This window comes from Collimonas silvisoli (genome assembly GCF_018305005.1).
GTDB lineage: Bacteria > Pseudomonadota > Gammaproteobacteria > Burkholderiales > Burkholderiaceae_D > Collimonas > Collimonas silvisoli.
Genome location: NZ_JAGQEG010000062.1, coordinates 13,826 through 34,810, shown reverse-complemented (window position 1 = coordinate 34,810; position 20,985 = coordinate 13,826). Strand labels below are relative to the sequence as shown.

Here is a 20,985-nt window from a genome sequence, read left to right as displayed (position 1 = left end):
TGGCGCAATCCGTTCGGATCTACAACCGGGAACGGCCGCATACGGCCCTGAAATACAAAACGCCCGATGCGGTGCATCGAGCGTTTGTGTTGTAATAAAACCTGTCAACCTATTTTAGGACTGGACAAAGTTCTTGAAGCAGCGCTGCTTAGTGCAACCCGGTCGGCTGGATATAGCCGAGTTTGTATAAGACCAACAGCAGGATGAACAGGGCGACCGAAAAGCCGACGCGCATGGTCAAGGCTTGCACCGTACGGTTGCTTTTGCCTTTATCGCGCATCAGGAATATCAGTGCGGAGGCAAGGCTGCCGATGATCAGGATGAAGGCGATGGCGACGACGATTTTCATTTTTGGGCCAAAGAATTGACTAAGGCGATATTGTAATGCCAATCAGATTCCGGTTTCGGCTGATTCCATTTGTGGTGACCGTTTTGCTGGTGGTACTAGGCATAATGTTGGCACAATGGCAAACCCGGCGCGGCGATCAAAAGCAGGCGATCGAAAGCAAATTATTGCAGCGTGAAGCGGATCCTGCCATCAAATTCAGCAACGCCTCGCAGGACGTCGATCAACTCGAATTCAGGCGCATGGCGTTGCGCGGTGAATTTATTCCCGGCTGGCCGGTCTATCTCGACAATCGTCCCTTGAACGGCGTGGCTGGGTTTTATGTGCTGATGCCGTTCAAGCTGACGGCGCCGGACGCGCTGCCGGACAGTTACGTGCTGGTAGCGCGCGGCTGGCTGCCGCGCGATCCCGCGGATCGCAGCAAGCTGCCGTCCTACCCGACGCCGGGCGGCGCGATCGAGATAGAAGGATTGGCCAGGCGCGATTTCGGCCATGTCCTGCAATTAGGCGACGCCGCTCCGTTGCGGCCGCAGGCGATTGTGCAAAATCTGGCGATCAACGAATTTGCCGCAGCCAGTAAACTCAAGCTGCAGCCATTCGTGATCGAGCAAACCAGCAACACCGAAGACCATTTGCTGCGCGCTTGGCCCAGGCCTTCGCTCGGTATCGAAAAGCACCGCGGCTATGCATTCCAATGGTATGCGCTGGCCGTGATGGCATGCATTTTTTTTGTTGTGACAGGATTTAGACGTGGATCAAAAAACACCAACAAGCCAGCCGGCCGGCAATCGGGCTGACAATCCGGCCGGCAATAAACAGCGCCAGAGCGGCCGCTGGAAATTGTTCGCGGTGATTGCGGTATGCGCGGCGCCCATGATTGCCTCTTATTTCACGTACTACGTGATCAAGCCGCAAAGCCGCAACAACTACGGTGCGCTGCTCGATCCGCGCGACTATCCGGTCCCGGAACTGGGCAGCACTACGCTGGACGGCAAGCCAGCCACTCTGGGCGACTACAAAGGCAAATGGTTGATGGTGCAAGCCGATGGCGGCGATTGCGAGAAGGCTTGTCAGGACAAGCTGTTTGAGATGCGCCAGTTGCGTTTGATGCAGGGCAAGGAAATGGAACGGGTGGAACGGGTCTGGCTGATTACCGACGATCAACCTTTGCCAACCATGGTGATGCGTGAATATGACGGCACCAGGCTGTTGCGGGTCAAGCCGGCATTGCTGAAAGCCTGGCTGCCGACCGAGGCCGGTACCAGCGCCGCCGATCATATCTACCTGATCGATCCGCTCGGCCATCTGATGATGCGCTTCCCCAAGGATGCCGATCCAAGCAAAGTCAAAAAAGATCTGTCCAAATTATTGCGGGCTTCGGCGATAGGATGAGTTTGCGATGACAACGCCAATGTTAGTTCAGCTCGGCAGCATGGGAGTGTTGGTTGCCTTGCTGGCGTTCTGCGTAGTCTGGGTTTCCAGCGACAGCAATAAATACCGCAAGCTGGTATGGGTGACACTGTTCCTGACTTTTGACCTGATCATGTTCGGCGCTTTCACGCGGCTGACCGATTCCGGTCTCGGCTGCCCTGACTGGCCAGGCTGCTACGGACACGCCAATCCGTTGCAAGCGCACGAACATATCAGCGCAGCCCAGGAAGCAATGCCGACCGGCCCCGTGACAGTGATGAAGGCATGGATCGAAATGACCCATCGGTATTTTGCGATGGGAGTCGGGGTGCTGATCATCGCCTTGATGGTGATTGCCTGGATGCGCTGGTTTAAAACCAGGAAATCGACGGTGCAGCAGGAGAACAAATTTTCTCCTCGCTATCCGACTTTGCTGTTTTTATTCGTCTGCTTGCAGGGCGCTTTCGGCGCCTGGACCGTGACGCAAAAACTGCAGCCGGTGATCGTCACCACCCATTTGCTGCTTGGCTTGACCTTGCTGGCCATGCTGACCTGGCTGGCCGCACGCCAAAGCGAGCATGCCCCGGTGGCGGCTAGCGCCGCCGCTCTGGTGAAGCCAGCCTTGGTCGGCCTGCTGTTGCTGATTCTGCAAATCGCCCTGGGCGGCTGGGTAAGCACCAACTATGCCGCGCTCGCATGCACCGATTTCCCTCTATGCCATGGCGCGCTGGTGCCGCGGATGGATTTTGCCAATGGTTTCACGCTATGGCGCCATCTGGGCATGACGGCTGACGGCGAATTCCTGTCGTTCCAGGCATTGACGGCGATCCACTGGACCCATCGCTGCTTCGCGTTTGTGGTGATCGCCTTCATCGTCTGGCTGGCCTGCAAAGCCTTGCGTACTCAGGGCTTGCAGAACAGCGGCCGCTGGTTGCTGATCGTTGTCGGCTTGCAATTGATTACCGGCTTGTCTACCATTTTCCTGAACTGGCCGTTGGCGATCGCCGTGGCGCACAACGGTGGGGCGGCGCTGCTGCTGGTGCTGCTGGTCATGTTAAACTACAAAGCTCGACTCGCGCCTGGCTTGCATTCTGTTTCGGCAGTGCCTGGCCATCCAGTAACTGTTGATCGCCTGAATCCGCATCCATGACCGCTTTGACCGTACCACCCAATCGAATTGCCCAGTACTGGGCGCTCACCAAGCCGCGCGTTACGCAGCTGGCGGTGTTTTGCGCGGTCATCGGCATGTTCCTGTCGACTCCGGGTTTGCCCGACTGGCAACGCCTGATCGCCGCCACCCTCGGCATCTGGCTGCTGGCCGGCGCTGCTTTTGCCGTCAACTGCCTGGTCGAGCGCGAAATCGATTCGCGCATGGCGCGCACTGCGCGGCGGCCGATGGCGCGCGGTGAAATCACCGTGCCCCAGACCCTGGTATTTTCGGGCGTGATCGGCGGGCTCGGCATGTGGGTGCTGTACAACTTCGTCAATCCGCTGACCATGTGGCTGACCTTTGCCACTTTTGTCGGCTACGCAATTATCTACACCATCATCTTGAAACCGGCGACGCCGCAGAATATCGTCATCGGCGGCCTTGCCGGCGCTATGCCACCGGCCCTGGGCTGGGCCGCGATTGCTAACGACGTGCCGATGCAAGCCTGGATCCTGGTGCTGATTATCTTCGTCTGGACCCCGCCGCATTTCTGGGCGCTGGCCATGTACCGGCGCGACGACTACGCCAAATCCGGTTTGCCGATGCTGCCCATCACGCATGGCATGAAATTCACCCAGTTCCAGATCTGGCTCTATACGATTGCCTTGGTGGCCACCACCATGCTGCCGTTTGCGGTCGGCATGAGCGGCCCGATCTACCTGGCCAGCGCGGCTGTGCTGGGCCTGATTTTCCTCTGGTATGCATGGCAGATCTATCAACATTACACCGATCTGATTGCGCGCAAGACTTTCGCCTATTCGATCGTCTACCTGTCGCTGCTGTTCGCCGCTCTGCTGGTCGATCACTATCTCAAATTCTGAAAGCAAACATGAAGCGTGTTACTTCTGTCGTCTCCATTGTTGCCGGCCTGCTGACGGCTCTGTCTCTAGCCGCTTGTGGCGACAAGCCGGCCGGCGGCGGCCAGGAAATGACGCTGTCGCCGGCCAATAGCGCTTTCATCAACACCGACGTCACCGGCCTCGGCTACGCCCGCGATTTTGCCCTGACAGACCATACCGGCAAGCCGCGCACACTGGCCGATTACAAGGGCAAGGCGGTGCTGGTATTTTTCGGCTATACCCAATGTCCTGACGTTTGTCCGACCACTATGGTTGAGATGGCTAATGTCATGAAAGAAATGGGGCCTTTGGCCAGCAAGGTGCAGGTATTGTTTGTCACCGTTGATCCGGAGCGCGACACGCAGGACTTGCTGTCCAAGTATGTACCGGCTTTCGATCCAAGTTTTGTCGGCCTGTATGGCGACCAGGCAGCGACCGACAAGGTGGCCAAGGAATTCCGTGTGTTCTACCAGAAAGTGCCGGGCAAGACCCCGGGCAGCTACACCATGGACCATACCGCCGGCAGCTATGTGTTTGATCCGGAAGGCCACATTCGCCTGTTCGTACGCCACGGCCAGGGGCCTGACCCGATCGCCCACGATCTGAAACTGTTGTTGAAATAATCGTTAGGGGCGCTCTGTCGTCCCCGCGCAATCAAGGCAGAATCTGGCAAGGTTCTGCTTTTTTCTTTTTTATCCAGCGATTAACGATGCTCTGCCGTGTCTTCCATGAAGCGCAGGCGATGCTCGGCATTGGGCAGGAAACATGCATCGCTGCGACCGAATATGCGGTAGCGGTTGCGGGCTACCCAACGGTAAGCGGCGTCCCGTATGAACGACGGCACTAGCCACACTATCCAAGCCAGCTTCCATGGGTAACCGAGTTGGTGCAGAACCCTTAATATCGCGGCCGTGTGCCGATAATGGCGTTCGCCGTCAACCAGCAACAGCGTCTCAAGGGTGGTGATGTTCAAGCCGGCTCGGGCCAGCAAGTCCATCCCCGCCCTGGACTGAATCGACACAAACCGGAATACCCGTTGCTGGTCGTGCTTCAGCAGGAATTGCACCCAGCTGGAGCAGACCAGGCATTTTGCATCGAACACAATAATCATATGGTGATCTCTTCCGGTTCATCAGGACGGGACAGAGGATATAAAATAAAGGCCCCTGTAGCGTCGGCTACAGGGGCCTTTGCAGGTCCGGTCAGCAATGTCTTATCAGGCAAACGCCGCCAAGGAACCCTTCATCTTCTTCAGTGCAACCGCTTCGATTTGCCGTATCCGTTCTGCCGACACGCCAAATTCATCCGCCAGTTCATGCAAGGTGGCGCCGGAACCGTCATCGTTGGCCAGCCAGCGTGCTTCAACGATGCGACGGGAACGGTCATCCAGCTTGCTCAGAGCCGATTCCAGCCCTTCCGACTGCATGCGGTCGTAGCGCTGCGCTTCCAGCACTTTGCTAGGCTCTTGCGCTTCCGTCGACAGATAGGCGATCGGTGCGAATTTATCATCGTCGTCATCGGTCGGCGCTTCCAGCGCGATGTCACGGCCGGTCAGGCGGGTTTCCATCTCGATCACTTCTTCGCGCTTGACGTTGAGGGTCTTGGCCAAGGCGTCGACCTGGGTCGGGGTCATGGCGTCCAACCCTTCCTTGTGGCTGCGCAGGTTGAAAAACAGCTTGCGTTGCGCCTTGGTGGTGGCTACCTTCACCAGACGCCAGTTTTTCAGGATGTATTCATGCATTTCCGCCTTGATCCAGTGCATCGCATACGACACCAGCCGTACGCCCTGGTCCGGATCAAAACGTTTGACGGCCTTCATCAGGCCGATATTGCCTTCCTGAATCAAATCGGCATGCGGCAAACCGTAGCCGAGATAGCCGCGCGCGATCGAGACCACCAGGCGCAAATGCGAAAGCACCAGCTTTTGAGCTGCGCCGAGGTCGTTTTTATCGCGTAATTGTTGGGCCAGGGAAATTTCTTCATCATGTGTCAACATCGGCAGGCGATTGACCGCCGAGATATACGCGTCGATATTCCCCAGCGTGCCGGAAAAGCCGAGCGCCAAGGCATTGGTATCGACGGGAATTAAAGCTGTGTTGACTGATGGATTCTTCATTCTTTCTCCTTGCTGTCCGGTCAGCTAAAACTGCCGGTAGATCAACGATCAGACGTTTGACTCGAATATATTAGCACTCTCTATTATCGAGTGCTAATAGGATTTGTTAAAGAGTGTATATAGTCTGTTGCTATCGATGTAATTCTTTTGATTGTTCGGTGCATCGATTTAGACGGGTAAATCCGGGGAAAGTTGCGTCCATGCCTAAGGAAATGCTGCGCAGCCGCATGGCGGCTTGAGCGACGCTTGTCAAACCACGAGGTCCGGGGTCATCTGGAGCAAGGCGTCATACGGGGCGTGACATAGGAAATCACGCAGTTGCGGCAGGTGCGTATTGTCTGCAATGCTGATATATAGCCGTGCCGGCGGTTTGCGCAGCAGGCGGTTCAAGGTGACGCGCAGGGTCAAGTTGCCAATGCAGCAAAAGCAGCCGGGCGCGATCCGTTTGATGTCTAGCTCATGCGGCAAGGTTGCCAGTTTGCCGTCAGACAGGCCTTCCAGTATGAGCGCAGTGTTGAGGTGGACGCCGCTGCGTAGCAAGTCTTCCTCGACGGCAGTATGGATGGCGGCCTCGCGTGCATTGGCTGAGCCACCGCTGACCAGTGTGGTGAGGGTCATCCGTCTTTTATCCGCCTTCTATCCGCCTTTTTTCGACAACTTCCCCGGGTCAACCCCGAGCTGTTTCAATTTCCGGTACAGATGAGTGCGTTCCAGCCCGGTTTTTTCCGCCACCCTGGTCATGCTGCCGCTTTCGCGGATCAGGTGATATTCAAAATAGGCGCGCTCGAAAGCATCGCGCGCCTCGCGCAAGGGCAGGCCGAACGAGGACGAAAATAAACTTTCGGATGCGACAGCGACCGATGGCAAGGCAGTGATGTGCGCCGTTTCAGGCGATGCCGCGCTGTTGAAGCCGCCGACAGCGACAACCGCGTCGTTCAATTCATTCGCGGCAGTCACCGGCTGCGGATATAGCGTCGGCGCCCTGGCAGTCTTGGGGCCTTGCGACAAGCCTTGCTGAACCGCTTTCAACAGCTTCTGCAGAGCAATTGGTTTTTCCAGGAAATTCAGGGCGCCGATACGGGTTGCTTCCACCGCGGTATCGATAGTGGCGTGACCGGACATCATGATGACAGGCATGGTCAGCAAGCCGTCGCGCTGCCATTCTTTCAAGAGCGTGACGCCGTCGGTGTCGGGCATCCAGATATCCAGCAGCACCAGATCGGGCACGCCGCCCTGACGAAATTCGCGAGCTTGTTGTGCATTTTCCGCGGCGGTTACTACATGCCCCTCGTCACCTAAAATTTCCGAGAGCAATTCCCGAATTCCCATTTCGTCGTCAACGACTAGGATGTTAGCCATGCGGTAGCCTTCCCATTTCCTGTTGCATCAAATCCCACTGTATGGGCTGTTCGGACAGCCCAGTTAAGTTATCAATGTCTCTTTGTTTTATTTCCGCGTCCGGATACGTATGCTATATCAGCGAATCGCCAATTTGCAGCTGTTCTTGATCAAATTATGGCCGAATCCTCATTCGTGGCTAACTTTAACAGCAAAATAAGGATTTTTGCGCCCTTTGTATCGCTTCGATTCTGCAGATCGATGCGGCCGCCGTGTTCGTCGATAATTTTTTTCACCATCGGCAAGCCGAGGCCGGTGCCGCGCGGCTTCGATGTGACGTAAGGTTCGAACGCCCTGGCCAGTATCTTGGGCGAGAATCCGGAGCCATTGTCGGCAATCGAAAGCCGCACTGCGGTGCGCGACAAGCCATCCGAACTTTGATAACTGATGCGCTCGGTCACCAGGTCGATGCGCGGCGGCGCAGAGTCGTCGCTGCGATCCATGACCGCATCCTGGGCATTTTGCAAAAGATTATGGATCACCTGCCGCAACTGGGTGGCGTCGCCCATGATCTTGGGCAGACCCGGCGCCAGCGATGCATGAATCATATCGCGTTCGTCGCCTGCCAAATAGAGATGCAGGATTTCCGCCACCAGCACATTCAGATCCAGCTCGCCTAATACCGCCGGCGGCGTCTTGGCGTAGTCGCGGAAATCGTCCACCATGCGCTTCATGGCGGCTACCTGGTTGACGATGGTGGCGGTGCTCTTCTTTAGGATAGCTGCATCGTGGGTCATCAGCTTGTCTTCCAGCTTCATCTGCAAGCGCTCGGCCGAGAGCTGGATCGGCGTCAGCGGATTCTTGATTTCATGCGCCAGGCGGCGCGCCACTTCACCCCAGGCAATTGAACGCTGGCCGGAGATGACGTCGGAAATATCGTCGAACACCACCACGTAGCCGGTACGGTTTTCAACCGGCAGGCGCGAGCCGCGCGTCAGCAAGGTGATGTCGTCGCTATCGTTGCTCTCGCCGCTGTCGACCCGGCGCGGGATCTCGATCTGCTGTTGCCAGTGCAGCAGCTCGGGGCCGATCTTGCCGCTGGCGAATTGCGCGTTCTGCTCGGAGAAGGCGTTGATGATGACTTCCGCGAAGTGCGCCAGACCGTCGATGATGGTAAGCGGCTGGCCGATATGCGGTGAAAAATCGTATTGCAGGATGCGCTCTACCGACTGGTTGCTGGTGACCAGCCGGAAATCGCCGTCCAGCACCATCACGCCGGCAGACATGTTGGCCAATACCGACTCCAGGTAGGCTTTGGCGTTTTCCAATTCGCTGCGATTCTTTTCAACCGAGGCGCGCGCGTCGTACAGCTGACGTGTCATCAGGTTGAATGATTGGGTCAAAGTGCCGAGTTCGTCCGAGGTGGCGACAATCGGCCGCGGCGACAGATTGCCTTCGGCCACGGCTTTGGTTCCCTCCGCCAGCAACAGCAAGGGCTTGGCCAGGTCGGTTGCAATCAGGAAGGCGCTGGCGATGGCGCCGAAAACCGCCAGCAGCAAGGTCAGCGTCAAGGTCACCAGATAGATCTTGCGTAGGCCGGAACGGCCCAGGGAGCGCTCTTGGTATTCGCTATAGGCTGAGCCGAGTGCTTCGGCGTTGGTTGCCAGATACGTTGGCACCGGTTGTATCATCTGCAAAAAATGCGTTTCGTTCTGCAGGGAAGCACTTCTCAGCGGCGGCGGGATTTCAACCACCACATGCAAGCGCAGGTCGCTGCTGTCGTTGCTGGTGGCTGAGGTAGCCTTGCCGCCATCAGGATTATCCTGAGCGCTTTCTATGGCGGAAAAGCCTCGCGGCAGGCGCGCCTGCTGCAACATATTGGGCGACGGCAGATTGGGCACCAGCGTCCCCAGATGGCCGCCGACGGAAGCGATCACCTGGCCGTTGGCGGTGACTATCGAGGCTTCCAGATTCTGGTCGCTGAGCCGGCCCAGCTGGGTTGCCTGCGCCGAATTCGACAATTCCGACCATTCCACCGCCAGCGTGCGCGCCCTGGTGCTGAGATCGCCAAGGGAAGATTCGAGCGCAGCGTGGCTCAGGTTCAAGCCGGACTGCAATGCCGATTCAACGTGGACATCGAACCAGGATTCGATCGAGCGCGACACAAATTGCACCGACACCAGATAAATCACAACCCCCGGCAAGATGCCGATCAGCGCAAACATGAACACCAGTTTGGCGGTTAGCCGGGAGCCGAATTTGCCGCGCTTGTAACGGTTATACAAGCGTCCGAGCAGCAGGCAGACCAGCACAAACAGCGCCACCGCCACCAGTGCATTCATGCCTAGCAGCCATGAATAGTGCTTATCGAAAAAATCCGAATTGGCCGACGCCGAAGAAAGAAGAAATAGCAGGATGCTGACGATGGCGCCGCCGACCACCAGCAAATAACGTAGCGCGCGCGACACGATTATTCTGCCCTGTAGCTGAAGCTCTTCCAGTCGGAAGAAAAGCGCCAATCGCTATTGTTGAGGGCGTTGATTTGAAACGGTTTGGACAGCAGCCCCAGATCGAGGCCCATGCGTACCGCGACGCGATACACTTCGCCGCTCTTGAGCGCACTCTTGTCGGCGATCAGCCAGCGGCTAGGCCGGCGGATCAGGGACAGGGCGTCGTCGAGCGTAGTAAAACTCTGTTGCAGGCTGCCGTTGATGGCCACGGTATAGCGCCGCGTGATGACGTTGTATTGCAGACGGATGGTTTGGGTTGCAGTAATGGCCTTTTCATCGAACCAGTACCAGCGCGGCCGGGTCAGCTCGACATCGGTCGTGAAATAAAGAGTGACGCCGCGATTGACCACATCTTCCAGGCCGCGATTGAGATCGAATGAAAACGTCGCCGACAAGCGGTAGCCGTCGTCGCCGGCTTCGATATGGGCCTGGCTCAATTCAACGCCGTCGGATGCAAGGCTGGACGGGGGACTAAAAGACAGAACCAGCAGCAGGGCCAGCAGCCAGTATTTTATGAATTGAGGCAATGGTCGTGTCACTGGTTTCGGATATGTTAAAAAGTTATCGCGGAAAGGGCGTCAGCACTTCTGGAACAACGCGTAAAACAAACCATCATGGTCGCGTTCCGCATCGGCTGTAGGCAGCAGTTGACCGGGCGCCGGCAGTCTGCGCGCATTATTCCGCGCAGCAAAGGCCGCGGCCTGGGCCTCTGATTCTTGTGGCCATACGGAACATGTTACGAGTAGCAATTTACCATCCGGGCGTAGCATCTGCCAAAGATTGTCCAGAATCTTTGCCGAAAGTGTTGCAAGTTGCTCGGTATCGGTCTTGCGCCGCAGCCAGCGAATATCTGGATGACGGCGCACGATGCCGGAGGCGGTGCAAGGGACGTCAGCCAGGATGCGATCGAACGGCTGGCCGTCCCACCAGTCCTTGCCCTGGCTGCCGATGCTGGCGTCGCCCAGCTGCAGTTTGCTGCAAACGTTTGGGATTGTTGTCCAGCGCGGTCAGTTCGACATCGGCGGTTTCCAGGATGTGGCCGGTCTTGCCGCCAGGCGCGGCGCAGGCGTCCAGTACCCGCATGCCGTCTTGCAAGTCCAGCAGCGGCGCTGCAAGCTGGGCGGCGGCGTCTTGCACCGACGCCAGGCCGTCTTCGAAACCGGGAATCTGGGCCACCGGCATTGCCGTATCCAGCCGTATGGCGTCCGCGCCGATTTTCCGGGCGGTTATCGCGTGGCTTGCCAGCGTTTCCAGATACGCGGCCACCGAGGTTTTGCGGCGATTGACGCGCAAGGTCAGCGGCGGCGCTGTATTGCCGGCGGTGAGGATGGCTTGCCACTGCTGCGGGTAGGCAGCTTTCATGCGGTCTATCCACCATACCGGATAATTCCATAAGCCGAACGGCGTTTTGACGGCGATCGCCACCAAGGCTTCGCGTTCACGCAGGAAGCGCCGCAGCACTGCATTCGCCATGCCCTTGGCATGGGCCATCTGGGGATCGGAAGAGACCGCGGTGACAGCTTGATCGACCACCGTGAAATTCTCATAAGCAGGATCGTCGACATCGGCCAGCAGGCACAGCGCGGCGCATAGCAGACAATGCAGCAAGGTCGGTTCCGGCGGCCGGCTGGCCAGGTTGCTCAGCAAGGTTTCGGCACGGCCGATGCCGCGCATGGTACGGTAGGCGATATCCTGGATGGCGCCGCGCGTCGGCGCCGGTGCTGCCGATTGTGCAAATACCTGGATCAGCGCCTGCGGCAGCGCCGCGCCGTCGCGCACCAGGGCAATGGCTTGGGCCGCGCCTAACAGGCTGAAGGCGAGAGAATCTTTTTTGAGGGTCGAATAGGTCACTGTATGGTTCAGGTCGTTTCTGTCGGTGATTGTGGTTAAGGAATCAGTTCTTTGTCAGTGCCAGTTTTATTCCAAGGGCAACAAAAGCGGCGCCAACTGTGCGTTCCAGCCAATGCTTGATCTGGGGATTATTGCCGGCGTGGCGCGTCAGCGTACCGGCCAGCATGGCTGTGCTGCTGTTCCAGCACAGCGTGACGACGGAAAACACCGCGCCAAGCAACAAAAAGGCAGCGATCTTGTGCGGCGAATCATGGCGCACGAACTGCGGAAAGAATGACAGGAAAAACAAGATCACCTTGGGATTGAGCACATTGGTGATCAGGGCTTGCAGAAAAATGGTCTTGTGCGAGCGCAGATCCGGCTGCGGCAGATTTTCGCTGGCGACGGTCTTCTTGTTGAGCAACATCTTGATGCCGAGATAGATCAGGTAAGCGCCGCCGGCCAGTTTCACCGCCATGAAGGCTGTGGCGGAAGCCGCCAGCAGCGCCGTCAGGCCGAAGGCCGAGAGAGTCGCATGGATGCAGCAGCCGGCCGTGATGCCGAGCGCCGACAGCAAACCGGCGCGGCGTCCCTGCGCCACGCTGCGGCCGACAATATAAGCGGTATCCGGGCCGGGGGTGGCGTTGAGCAGCAGGACAGCCATCAGAAACAGGCCGAAATCAGTAATGCCGAAGGAAATCATGGCGACGCAGCTAGACAGTATGGTAACAATGCGATTGTAGCGGGGATATGGCTGCTCACCTACAGTTAGGGCGTGATTGTGGCAGGAAAAAGTAAAATTTCAGATTGCTTGACGGTAATGATGCTAGATGTCAAACAGGTGGTTTTTCTCATCACGGCCAAACAGTGTCAATCCACCAAGGCCGGGTCTGAACTCGCCAAAGGCTGCAGCATGTGCTGAGCCTCAAGCCAGCGGCGCACATCCGCAAATACCCGCTCGGCGCCGATTTCATTGAAAATTTCGTGAAACATGCCGTCGTAGTCGCGCAGCGTGGCGATGGCAGGCGGCAAGGCGGTAAAAAACCGGCGGCTGCCGTCGGGATCGATGATGCGGTCGTCGCCACCAATCACCAGCAGCGTGGGTATAGCCAGGGTGTGTGCCTGATTCAAGGCGAATTGCCCGGCATGCAACATGCTGTTTAACAAGCGCGCGCTGATTTTATTGTGCACCAGCGGATCGTCGCCATAGGCTTTGGCAACCGCCGGGTCGTGCGACAGATGGTTGACATCCAGGCCGTTCGGGACCGCCAGGGCGGGAGCCAGCACCGACATCAATTTGAGCAAGCCCAGTTGCAGCCGGTTCAAGCGCAAGGCCAGTCCCGGTGAGGACAAAATCAAGCCGCGCAACGGCGACATGCCAGCTACCGCAAAACGCGCAGCGAACAAGCCGCCCATGCTATGGCCGAACAATAAAGGCGGGCTGTTTGCCAGCTGCGGATAACTCAGTTGCTGTTGGCGGCTGAGGTCGTCCAGCACCAGCTTGGCGTCGCGCAACAAGGCGCCGTCGTCCGGCACATCGCCGCGCGGACCGCCGGAGCGGCCGTGGCCGCGGTGATCGTAGCTGCGCACCAGCAGGCCGCAGCGATTGAAAAAGCGTATTACGTGGGCATAACGTCCGGCATGCTCGCCCAGTCCATGCATCAGCAGGATGCTGCCGACGAGCGGCGCGCCGGCAGCCGGCGGCCAGTCGGTCACGGAGAGAGAAATGCCGTCTTCGGTCGTAAGCTGTCGCTCAAGACCGGAGGCCATTAAACGCCCCAGAGTACGTCGTCGTTGTGTTTGTGCGCTTCGCGCAGCATTTCCAGCAAAGGATGAATTCGGCTGGCAAAGGTGACTGTCTGCACCGGCTCATGGCCCGTGTCGTCACCTGCTTCGTTGTGATGGGCTGCGATATCGTGCTGTACGCTGTCGGATACCGGGTGGGCACGGCTTTCCGAGGTTTCTGCTTCCAGTTTGGCAATTGCTGCCGCACCTTCCGCTGCCGTGATGACGCCGATTTTCACGTCCTTATGCAGCAAATCGAGGATGCGCTTGGCGTCTTGTTCGAACATAATGACTTCGGGCGACGCCTTGGATTTGAATGTAACTAACATAAAACCTCAAAATATTGTTTTTGGTGAAAAACGACATTGTACAGAATACCTCTTTGTCGAGGTGCTCGCCACTGCTGTCACTGGTGGTTACAGCGGCGGCCGGCCGTGACGGCGCAGCAGGCAGCAATCCTGGGATTGCATTAATGCTAATTATGTTTGAATGAAGAGATGAAAGTCTCGACGTTTTCCCGCGAAACGGTCTTTTCCGGCCCCATCACGATCACCTGATAGATTTCCTTGTCCTTGCTGACAAAATGCCCGAACAGGACTTCCGGCATGCCGCCGGGCGTGCTGCCGACCGCTTCCACATCGATACTGGCCGACAGTCCCTGCGCATTGCTGGCCGCAGCGGTCGTCTTCTCCGCTTTGACGGTACCGTTGATATTCTTCACCAGCGCGGTTTTCATCGCGATCAATGCCGCTTGCGCCTTGGCGGCGTCGGGCACGGTGGCGCTGCCGACGGCGAATACCGCGTCGTCGACCTTGGCGGCGGTCATGGTCATGGTAAGCGGCATGCCGTCGAGATCGATGGGACGCGCGACCGTCGACGGTTTGGCCGGCAGCAGCACACTGTACGGTGCGTCTTTGCTACGCACTTCGCGCCAGTTGAATTTGGGCGAGCAAGCGCACAATGCCAGTACGGTGCAAACAGCGAGCAAGCGGGCAGATAAAGTCAGTGCAGGTTTCACGAGATAGCGCAGCAGGCTGCAGAAATGAACGCAGCCTCTATGGTATCTGATGCTGAAAGATGCGCACACCGAAAACTATGCCTATGCATAACAGCGCGATTCCCGCCATGACCTGCAGACCTGGCACCGCATCGCGGAAAATGAAGGCGTACAGCAAGGCCGACAAGGTTTCGAACACGATCAGTTGCGCCAGCAGCGCGGTCGGCAAATGCTGGCTCGCCTTGTTCCAGAGCAGGGTGCCGATCCAGGAAGCGCACAGGCCGATGAGCAGCATCAAGCCGACAAACTGCAGCGGCCGCGGGCCGAACGGGAAGGCATAGGAGCCGCCTGCCAGTTGCAGATAAGCGCCATAACCGAAGAGGCCGATCAGCGCCAGCGGCAAGGTCGCCAGGCCTTGTGCGGTGGCCCAGGTGGAGGGGCTGATATGCGGATTGGCGCGCAGATAGCGGGCATTGACGATCGGGTACCAGGTCCAGGCGGCGACCGCGGCCAGCGCGATCAGGCAGCCCAGCACATAGTCGCCCAGCGAACGCGGGTTGCTGCTGCCCGCCAGCCGCATATGCGCCAGCTCGGCGGCGTTAACGCACAAGATGCCGATCAGGATAATCACCAGCGACGGCGCCAGCCGGCGCCAGGCCACGCTTTCCGCCGCATGCCCCGGCGACCAGTTGGAAAACACCGAAATCACCACCGGCAGGGTGCCGATCAGCATGGTCGGCAGCGGCGCATCGGCCAGCTGGATCGCGCTTGCCAGCGCTGCGTAATACAACAGATTGCCGACCAGCGACAGCTTCAAGGCGGCGCGCCAGTCGGCCCGGCTCAGCGCGGCGATGCGCTTGCGGTCGAGCATGGCGGGCGCCAGCGCGATCAGGCCAAACGCGACATAGCGGCCGAACGACAGCATCAGGCCCGGATAATCGGGCAACATCAACGGCGCGATGAATACCAGCCCCCACATCAGGCCGGCGCCGAGAGCGCATAACAGGCCGGTCAGCATGCTGCAGCTGCGCTTAGGTGCTGCGACGATAGTGCAATGAATTGAGGTGATGGCATGGAAAAATCAATGATACGCAAGAGTGGTTGTCTTACTCATCATGCCCATCTTTAGCTCAGCGGTCTTGTACCAATTTGCTGTTGATACTGTGCCGGCGTGACGCCGTAGGCGCGCTTGAACCAGCGCGTCAGGTGGCTTTGGTCGGTCAGCCCGACCGCGGCGGCGGCGTCGGTTGGCGTGCTGCGCTGCGCCAGCAAGGTCTTGGCGCGGGTGGTGCGGCGCGCTTGCAGGTATTGGTGCGGGGTGGCGTGGAACAAGGCTGAGAAGGCTCGCACGAAATGAAATATCGACATGCCGGCCTCGGCCGCCAGGGTGTCGATATGCAAGGTCTGATCCAGATTGGCCTCGATGCAATCGAGCACCCGCCGCATCGCCAGCATGCGTTGCGGCTGGCGGCTCGCCGGCATCGGCACCGGGCGCAGGTTCTTGCCATAGCGTTGCGTGACAGCGTCTATCAATACCGTGAAATGCGACACAAACGCCAGATCGTCCGGCGCTTGCCACATGCGTTTGAACAGCAATTGGAAGCTGTCGGCGAGCAAGGGATCATGGGCGGTCGCGGCGGCGAAATAAGCCTCGCTGCCGGTCAGTTCGCGCAGCAGCTGCGGTTCGATGAACAGCATCTGATAAGTCCAGCCGGCGGCGATCTCGGCGTGGCCGTCATGCAATTCATCGGGATTCAACAGCACCAGCGTACCGGCCGGGGCGACATGCTGCGAGCCCTTGTGGCGGAAACGCTCGACCCCGGTTTCAATAGCGCCCAGCGAATAGGCGTCGTGCACATGCGGCGCAAATTCGTGATCGACCAGCCGTGCCGAATACAATTCCACGCCCGGCAGATGCGGGCTGGTCTTGAAGGTGACAAATTCGGACGGATGGTGGAACACGTCAATACTCAGCTCAGGCCAGCCGCGCCAGATGGCGCCGCACCGACAGCACCGCGCCGACCAGGCCGAGGCCGGCGCTGATCGCCAGCAGCGCCAGGCTGGTTACCCAGTTCAGCGGCAACAAACGGAATTCCGACGCATACAAACGGGCAAATTCGGCAATCGCCTGGTTCAGCGGCTGCAAGCCAAGCGCCACCGCACCCAGCGCCAGGCCGCCTGCGCACAGGCCGAGCAGCGCGCCGGTGTAATAAAACGGCCGGTGGATGAAGGCGTCGGTAGCGCCGACCAGCTTGGCGACGGCAATTTCTTCGCGTTGGGTCAGCACTTGCAGGCGCACCGTGTTGAACACCACGGCCACTACCACCACCGCCAGCGTGATCGCCAGGAACAGCAATACCAGGCGCAAGATGCCCAGCAGGGCCGCCAGCCGCTTGACCCACTCCGAATCGACTTGCACGGTATCGACGCCAGGCAGCGCTTTGAGGTCGGCCGCAATGGTGTCGATACGAGCAGCGTCAGGCGCATCGTGGAAGCCGGCCAGCTTCAGCACGTAAGCATCCGGCAAGGGATTCTGGCCGAGGGTGGTCAGGGCGTCGTCCATGCCGGTTTTGTTTTTCAGGCTGATCAAGGCGTCTTCGCGCGGAATGAACAGAACTTTGGCTGAGCTGTGATGGCGCTGCAACACGCTATCGATAGGCTTGGCCAGCGCGGTCACCTTGTCACGCACCGCATCCTGCGCCATGAAGATGCTGATTTCCGGTTCCACCGCCAGTTGTTCGGAGACCGGGCGCACGTTCTCGATCAAGGTCAGGCCGCCGAACGGCAGCGCCAGCGCAATCGCTACCACCAGCACGTTCAGCGCAAAGCCGCCGGGCGCCTTGAGCAGATGGGTGAAGGCGTCGCCGATGGCAAACAGGTGTTGTCGCAGCCAGCTGTTCATGCTGCACCTCCGCTACTGTTACTGCGCACGGCGGAATTCTGCCAGTGGTCGACAATCTGCCCCTGATCCAGGAACACCACGCGGTTGGCGCTGCCGAGGAACTGCTCGTCATGGGTGGAAATCAGGCAAGTCACGCCGACTGCGTGGAACGAGCGCAGCGCGTCCAGCACCTTGTTGGCGTTGTCGCGATCGAGGTTGGCGGTCGGTTCGTCGGCCAGGATGATTTGCGGCCGGTTGACAATCGCCCGGGCGATCGACACGCGCTGTTGTTCACCGCCGGACAAAGCTTTCGGATCGGTCGCCGCCTTGTCCAGCAGGCCGACTTTATCCAGCGCGGCCCGGGCCCGCTTTTCCGCTTCGGCGCGGGTGGCGCCGGTAACCAGCAGCGGCAGCATGACATTGGCCAGCACGGTGCGATCCTGCAGCAGCTTTTGCTGTTGCAGGATCAATCCCAGATTGCGCCGCAGATAAGGCAAGCCGGACGATTTCAACTTGCCGACATTAGCGCCGCTGACAGTCAGCGTGCCGCTGCTGGGGCGTTCAATCGCCGCAATCAGGTTGAGCAGCGTGGTTTTGCCGGCGCCGGACGGGCCGGCCAGGAAAATCAGGTCGCCCTTGTTGACTGTGAGCGTGATATCGCGCAGCGCGACCACGTCACGCCCGTATTTTTTGGATACCTGGTTGAATTCAATCATGGAGTGGCTAGGGCCTGTCATCAATTAGCTCGAATGAGTTCGCAATTAACTAAGTAGTGCATCCACAAAATCGGCAGCGTCAAACGGCTGCAAGTCTTCAATCCGTTCGCCGACGCCGATGAAATATACCGGGATCGCGCGGGTGGTGGCGATGGCGGCCAGCACGCCGCCCTTGGCGGTGCCGTCCAGCTTGGTAATCACCAGGCCGGTCAGTCCGAGCGCATCGTCGAAAGCCTTGACTTGCGCCAGCGCGTTCTGGCCGGTGTTGCCGTCGATCACCAGCAATATCTCGTGCGGGGCGCTGGCCATGCCTTTGCCGATCACGCGCTTGATTTTCTTCAGCTCGTCCATCAGGTGCAACTGGGTCGGCAGGCGGCCGGCGGTATCGACCATCACCACATTGGTGCCGCGCGCCTGCGCCGAATGCACGGCGTCGAAGGCCACCGCAGCCGGATCGCCGGATTCCTGCGCGATCACGGTGACGTTATTGCGCTCGCCCCAGATCGTCAGTTGTTCGCGCGCGGCGGCGCGGAAGGTGTCGCCTGCGGCCAGCAATACCGATTGCTGATGGGCTTGCAGATGCTTGGCCAGTTTGCCGATGGTGGTGGTCTTGCCGGCGCCGTTGACGCCGGCGATCATCATCACCAGCGGCTGATGCTGGTCCAGCACCAGCGGTTTTTGCAAGGGGCTGAGCAAATCGATCAGCAAGCTGCGCAGTGCCGCCTTGACCTGGGCCGCTTCGGTCAGCTTGTCTTCCTTGACCTTCTTTTTCAAGGCGTTGAGCAGAAAATGGGTGGCGTCGACACCGGCGTCAGAGACCAGCAGCGCCGATTCCAGCTCCTCGTACAGATCGTCGTCGATCTTGGCGCCGACGAACAAAATGCTCAAGTTGGAGGAGGTTTTCGACAACCCCGTTTTCAAACGCGACAACCAGGAGCGTTTTTGTTCAGCCGCCACCGGCGCCGAGACGATCTCGGTCTCGGCCGGCAGTTCAATCAGTGCGGCTGGCGCGGCAGGAGGCGCCGAACTTGGCGTAGCGACTGCAGTCGCCACTACGGCTTCTATCTGCGGCGACTCCGTTGGCGCAGAAGATTCTGGCAAGGGAGCAACTTCGGGTTTTGGTTTTTTCTTGAAGAAACTAAACATCTGAGGCCTGATCTGTAAGGCGGTGAAATAGGGCGCTGCAGCAGCTTGCCGGGGCTGGCTGCACAAGAGGTACAATCTCCGGCATTCTATCAGAGCCAGGCGGAAGGACTTACGCAAAACTGCCCCAGCGGCGTTACTCCTCCTGGCCGTACAGTCGTACTGTCTTCGTCGTCAGGGTTTGGCAAGCTCGTTGCCGGGACAGTTTTGCGTAAGTCCTAAAATAGCCCTGTCGGCCATGACGATTGATAGAATTCCAGCAAATTTCCCCATCTTTATTAAACTTAATGAAAAAACCAAGTAGCAAAAAACCGCCGAAGACACCGGTACACGCCATCAAACCGCCGTTGGCGCGCCAGGTCCGGATTATTGGCGGCGCCTGGAAGCGCACGCCTTTGGCTGTATTGGATAGCGAAGGTTTACGGCCGACGCCGGACCGGGTACGCGAAACCTTGTTCAACTGGCTGTCCCACTTGCTGGACGGCAATTGGAGCACGGTTCGTTGCCTGGATCTGTTTGCCGGCACCGGCGTCTTAGGTTTTGAGGCTGCCAGCCGTGGTGCGCTGGAAGTAACGATGATCGAACACAATACGCCGGCAGCACGCCAGCTGGAAGCCACCAAGACCAAGCTGGACGCCAGCCAGGTGCGGATTCTGCGCAGCGATGCGCTAACCTGGCTAAGTAAAGCCGGGATCGAGGCCGCGCGCTTCGACCTGATTTTCCTCGATCCGCCGTATCAGCAGGGCTGGCTGGAAAAGGTGTTGCCGTTGTGCCAGGGTTTGCTGGCCGCGCATGGCTTGCTGTACCTGGAGTCCGAATTCGCGCTGCAGGAGGACGATTTGCCGCCATGGCTAAGCGGCTGGCAACTGCTCCGGGCCGATAAGGCGGGTATAGTGTTTTACCACTTGCTTAAAAAGCAAGGGCATTATTCCTGATGCAAATTCAGGCATAATGCGCGATCTGATTGGGGGAAGAAGATGGTCACTGCAGTTTATCCAGGAACGTTCGATCCGCTCACACGCGGCCATGAAGATCTGGTGCGCCGGGCATCCGGACTGTTCGACAAATTGGTGGTCGGCGTCGCCGACAGCAAAAACAAAAAGCCGTTTTTCTCTCTGGAGGAGCGCCTGTCGATTGCGAACGAGGTGCTGGGCCATTATCCCAATGTGCAGGTGGAAAGTTTCTCCGGCCTGCTCAAGGATTTTGTGCGGCAACACGACGCTAACGTGATTGTGCGCGGCTTGCGCGCCGTCTCTGACTTCGAGTTCGAGTTCCAGATGGCCGGCATGAACCGCTACCTGCTGCCGGATGTGGAAACCCTGTTCCTGACGCCGTCGGATCAGTACCAGTTCATCTCCGGCACCATCGTCCGCGAGATCGCAACGCTGGGCGGCGATGTCTCCAAATTCGTCTTCCCTTCGGTCGAAAAATGGCTCAAGGAAAAGCTGGACGCCCAGCAGCCTTAAGCGGCTTCGCAGCGGCAAATCCTCAACAAGCATAAAATGACGGCAGGGCAGTAAGGCGGGATCGCCTGATCCCGCTGCAACTTGATTTAAAAGAGTAGTGCAATGGCTTTATTGATCACCGACGACTGTATTAATTGCGACGTATGCGAGCCGGAGTGCCCGAACGGTGCGATTTACATGGGGCCGCTGATTTACGAAATCGACCCGCATAAATGCACCGAATGCGTGGGCCATTTCAACGAGCCGCAGTGCCAGCAAGTCTGTCCGGTCAGCTGCATTCCTTTCGATCCGGCCTGGCGTGAATCCAAGGAACAGCTGCAAGCCAAGTACGAGCGCTTGCAGGCCGAGCTGGCGGCGCCGGCCGCTGCCAAGCAGCCATAAATCCCGCTGCGGCGCGC

25 protein-coding genes and 1 pseudogene are annotated in these 20,985 nt (G+C 58.6%); 9 read left to right on the top strand and 17 right to left on the bottom strand.

What is annotated here, in order from left to right; all coding sequences use genetic code 11:
• A partial coding sequence (locus KHU33_RS16930) for an integrase core domain-containing protein (RefSeq protein WP_211465017.1) occupies window positions 1–95 on the top strand: 95 nt, incomplete at its 5' end.
• A gap of 53 nt (window positions 96–148) precedes the next feature.
• On the opposite strand, the gene KHU33_RS16925 is transcribed toward KHU33_RS16930, so the two are convergent.
• Complete coding sequence (locus KHU33_RS16925) at window positions 149–349, bottom strand: twin transmembrane helix small protein (protein WP_092394731.1); 201 nt, start codon at window positions 347–349, stop codon at window positions 149–151.
• A 35-nt stretch (window positions 350–384) separates the two neighbouring features.
• Between KHU33_RS16925 and KHU33_RS16920 the strand changes: the two genes are divergently transcribed.
• The 5 genes from KHU33_RS16920 to KHU33_RS16900 all read left to right on the top strand — a co-directional run bounded on the left by KHU33_RS16920 (window position 385) and on the right by KHU33_RS16900 (window position 4,428).
• Entirely contained in the window at window positions 385–1,143 is a 759-nt protein-coding gene (locus KHU33_RS16920) for an SURF1 family protein (RefSeq protein WP_211465012.1), read from the top strand.
• A 76-nt stretch (window positions 1,144–1,219) separates the two neighbouring features.
• Complete coding sequence (locus KHU33_RS16915; protein ID WP_230414336.1) at window positions 1,220–1,738, top strand: SCO family protein; 519 nt, start codon at window positions 1,220–1,222, stop codon at window positions 1,736–1,738.
• 7 nt (window positions 1,739–1,745) lie between these two features.
• Window positions 1,746–2,906, top strand: a complete 1,161-nt coding sequence (locus tag KHU33_RS16910; RefSeq protein ID WP_407928296.1) for a COX15/CtaA family protein — start codon at window positions 1,746–1,748, stop codon at window positions 2,904–2,906.
• Window positions 2,903–3,787: a heme o synthase gene (gene cyoE, locus KHU33_RS16905; RefSeq protein ID WP_211465009.1), complete on the top strand. Its 885-nt coding sequence runs from the start codon at window positions 2,903–2,905 to the stop codon at window positions 3,785–3,787. The genes KHU33_RS16910 and cyoE overlap by 4 nt, the downstream gene beginning before the upstream one ends.
• Before the next feature lie 8 nt (window positions 3,788–3,795).
• Entirely contained in the window at window positions 3,796–4,428 is a 633-nt protein-coding gene (locus KHU33_RS16900) for an SCO family protein (protein ID WP_211465008.1), read from the top strand.
• An 80-nt stretch (window positions 4,429–4,508) separates the two neighbouring features.
• Here the strand turns inward: KHU33_RS16900 and KHU33_RS16895 are convergent, their stop codons facing one another.
• From KHU33_RS16895 to ftsY, 16 genes and pseudogenes are all read right to left on the bottom strand, one after another.
• Complete coding sequence (locus KHU33_RS16895; protein ID WP_211465006.1) at window positions 4,509–4,916, bottom strand: thiol-disulfide oxidoreductase DCC family protein; 408 nt, start codon at window positions 4,914–4,916, stop codon at window positions 4,509–4,511.
• Window positions 4,917–5,021: 105 nt separating this feature from the next.
• On the bottom strand, window positions 5,022–5,921 hold the full coding sequence (rpoH, locus tag KHU33_RS16890) for an RNA polymerase sigma factor RpoH (protein ID WP_211465003.1): 900 nt from the start codon (window positions 5,919–5,921) through the stop codon (window positions 5,022–5,024).
• A 249-nt stretch (window positions 5,922–6,170) separates the two neighbouring features.
• Window positions 6,171–6,539 (bottom strand): GTPase, encoded by a 369-nt coding sequence (locus tag KHU33_RS16885; RefSeq protein WP_211465001.1) that lies wholly within the window; start codon window positions 6,537–6,539, stop codon window positions 6,171–6,173.
• A gap of 18 nt (window positions 6,540–6,557) precedes the next feature.
• Window positions 6,558–7,280 (bottom strand): response regulator, encoded by a 723-nt coding sequence (locus tag KHU33_RS16880; protein WP_211464999.1) that lies wholly within the window; start codon window positions 7,278–7,280, stop codon window positions 6,558–6,560.
• Window positions 7,281–7,429: 149 nt separating this feature from the next.
• Window positions 7,430–9,727, bottom strand: a complete 2,298-nt coding sequence (locus KHU33_RS16875) for an ATP-binding protein (protein ID WP_211464997.1) — start codon at window positions 9,725–9,727, stop codon at window positions 7,430–7,432.
• Window positions 9,728–9,729: 2 nt separating this feature from the next.
• Window positions 9,730–10,296 (bottom strand): DUF4390 domain-containing protein, encoded by a 567-nt coding sequence (locus tag KHU33_RS16870; protein ID WP_230414331.1) that lies wholly within the window; start codon window positions 10,294–10,296, stop codon window positions 9,730–9,732.
• 51 nt (window positions 10,297–10,347) lie between these two features.
• Window positions 10,348–11,620, bottom strand: a pseudogene (gene rsmB, locus KHU33_RS16865) (16S rRNA (cytosine(967)-C(5))-methyltransferase RsmB).
• Between the two features lie 43 nt (window positions 11,621–11,663).
• On the bottom strand, window positions 11,664–12,302 hold the full coding sequence (locus KHU33_RS16860; protein WP_211464993.1) for a LysE family translocator: 639 nt from the start codon (window positions 12,300–12,302) through the stop codon (window positions 11,664–11,666).
• A gap of 167 nt (window positions 12,303–12,469) precedes the next feature.
• The gene (locus tag KHU33_RS16855; protein ID WP_211464992.1) at window positions 12,470–13,369 is read right to left on the bottom strand and encodes an alpha/beta hydrolase; all 900 of its coding nucleotides are present in this window, start codon (window positions 13,367–13,369) and stop codon (window positions 12,470–12,472) included.
• The gene (locus tag KHU33_RS16850; RefSeq protein ID WP_211464991.1) at window positions 13,369–13,713 is read right to left on the bottom strand and encodes a DUF1840 domain-containing protein; all 345 of its coding nucleotides are present in this window, start codon (window positions 13,711–13,713) and stop codon (window positions 13,369–13,371) included. The genes KHU33_RS16855 and KHU33_RS16850 overlap by 1 nt, the downstream gene beginning before the upstream one ends.
• 146 nt (window positions 13,714–13,859) lie before the next feature.
• Window positions 13,860–14,402, bottom strand: coding sequence for a hypothetical protein (locus KHU33_RS16845; RefSeq protein ID WP_329956076.1), 543 nt, complete (start codon window positions 14,400–14,402; stop codon window positions 13,860–13,862).
• Window positions 14,403–14,439: 37 nt separating this feature from the next.
• Window positions 14,440–15,399 carry a DMT family transporter gene (locus tag KHU33_RS16840; RefSeq protein WP_211464989.1) on the bottom strand — a complete coding sequence of 320 codons (960 nt, stop codon included), beginning with the start codon at window positions 15,397–15,399 and terminating at the stop codon, window positions 14,440–14,442.
• Window positions 15,400–15,506: 107 nt separating this feature from the next.
• The gene (locus KHU33_RS16835) at window positions 15,507–16,343 is read right to left on the bottom strand and encodes an AraC family transcriptional regulator (protein ID WP_211464988.1); all 837 of its coding nucleotides are present in this window, start codon (window positions 16,341–16,343) and stop codon (window positions 15,507–15,509) included.
• A gap of 13 nt (window positions 16,344–16,356) precedes the next feature.
• Complete coding sequence (ftsX, locus tag KHU33_RS16830) at window positions 16,357–17,283, bottom strand: permease-like cell division protein FtsX (protein ID WP_211464987.1); 927 nt, start codon at window positions 17,281–17,283, stop codon at window positions 16,357–16,359.
• Window positions 17,280–17,978, bottom strand: coding sequence for a cell division ATP-binding protein FtsE (locus KHU33_RS16825; protein WP_211465015.1), 699 nt, complete (start codon window positions 17,976–17,978; stop codon window positions 17,280–17,282). The genes ftsX and KHU33_RS16825 overlap by 4 nt, the downstream gene beginning before the upstream one ends.
• A gap of 45 nt (window positions 17,979–18,023) precedes the next feature.
• On the bottom strand, window positions 18,024–19,124 hold the full coding sequence (ftsY, locus tag KHU33_RS16820) for a signal recognition particle-docking protein FtsY (protein ID WP_211464984.1): 1,101 nt from the start codon (window positions 19,122–19,124) through the stop codon (window positions 18,024–18,026).
• A gap of 284 nt (window positions 19,125–19,408) precedes the next feature.
• On the opposite strand from ftsY, the gene rsmD reads away from it, so the two are divergent.
• From rsmD to KHU33_RS16805, 3 genes are all read left to right on the top strand, one after another.
• Window positions 19,409–20,056 (top strand): 16S rRNA (guanine(966)-N(2))-methyltransferase RsmD, encoded by a 648-nt coding sequence (gene rsmD, locus KHU33_RS16815; RefSeq protein ID WP_211464982.1) that lies wholly within the window; start codon window positions 19,409–19,411, stop codon window positions 20,054–20,056.
• A gap of 42 nt (window positions 20,057–20,098) precedes the next feature.
• A complete protein-coding gene (gene coaD / locus KHU33_RS16810; protein WP_038485166.1) occupies window positions 20,099–20,587 on the top strand; it encodes a pantetheine-phosphate adenylyltransferase in 489 nt (162 codons plus the stop codon).
• A 102-nt stretch (window positions 20,588–20,689) separates the two neighbouring features.
• Complete coding sequence (locus tag KHU33_RS16805; RefSeq protein ID WP_211464980.1) at window positions 20,690–20,968, top strand: YfhL family 4Fe-4S dicluster ferredoxin; 279 nt, start codon at window positions 20,690–20,692, stop codon at window positions 20,966–20,968.
• Window positions 20,969–20,985: the final 17 nt, after the last annotated feature.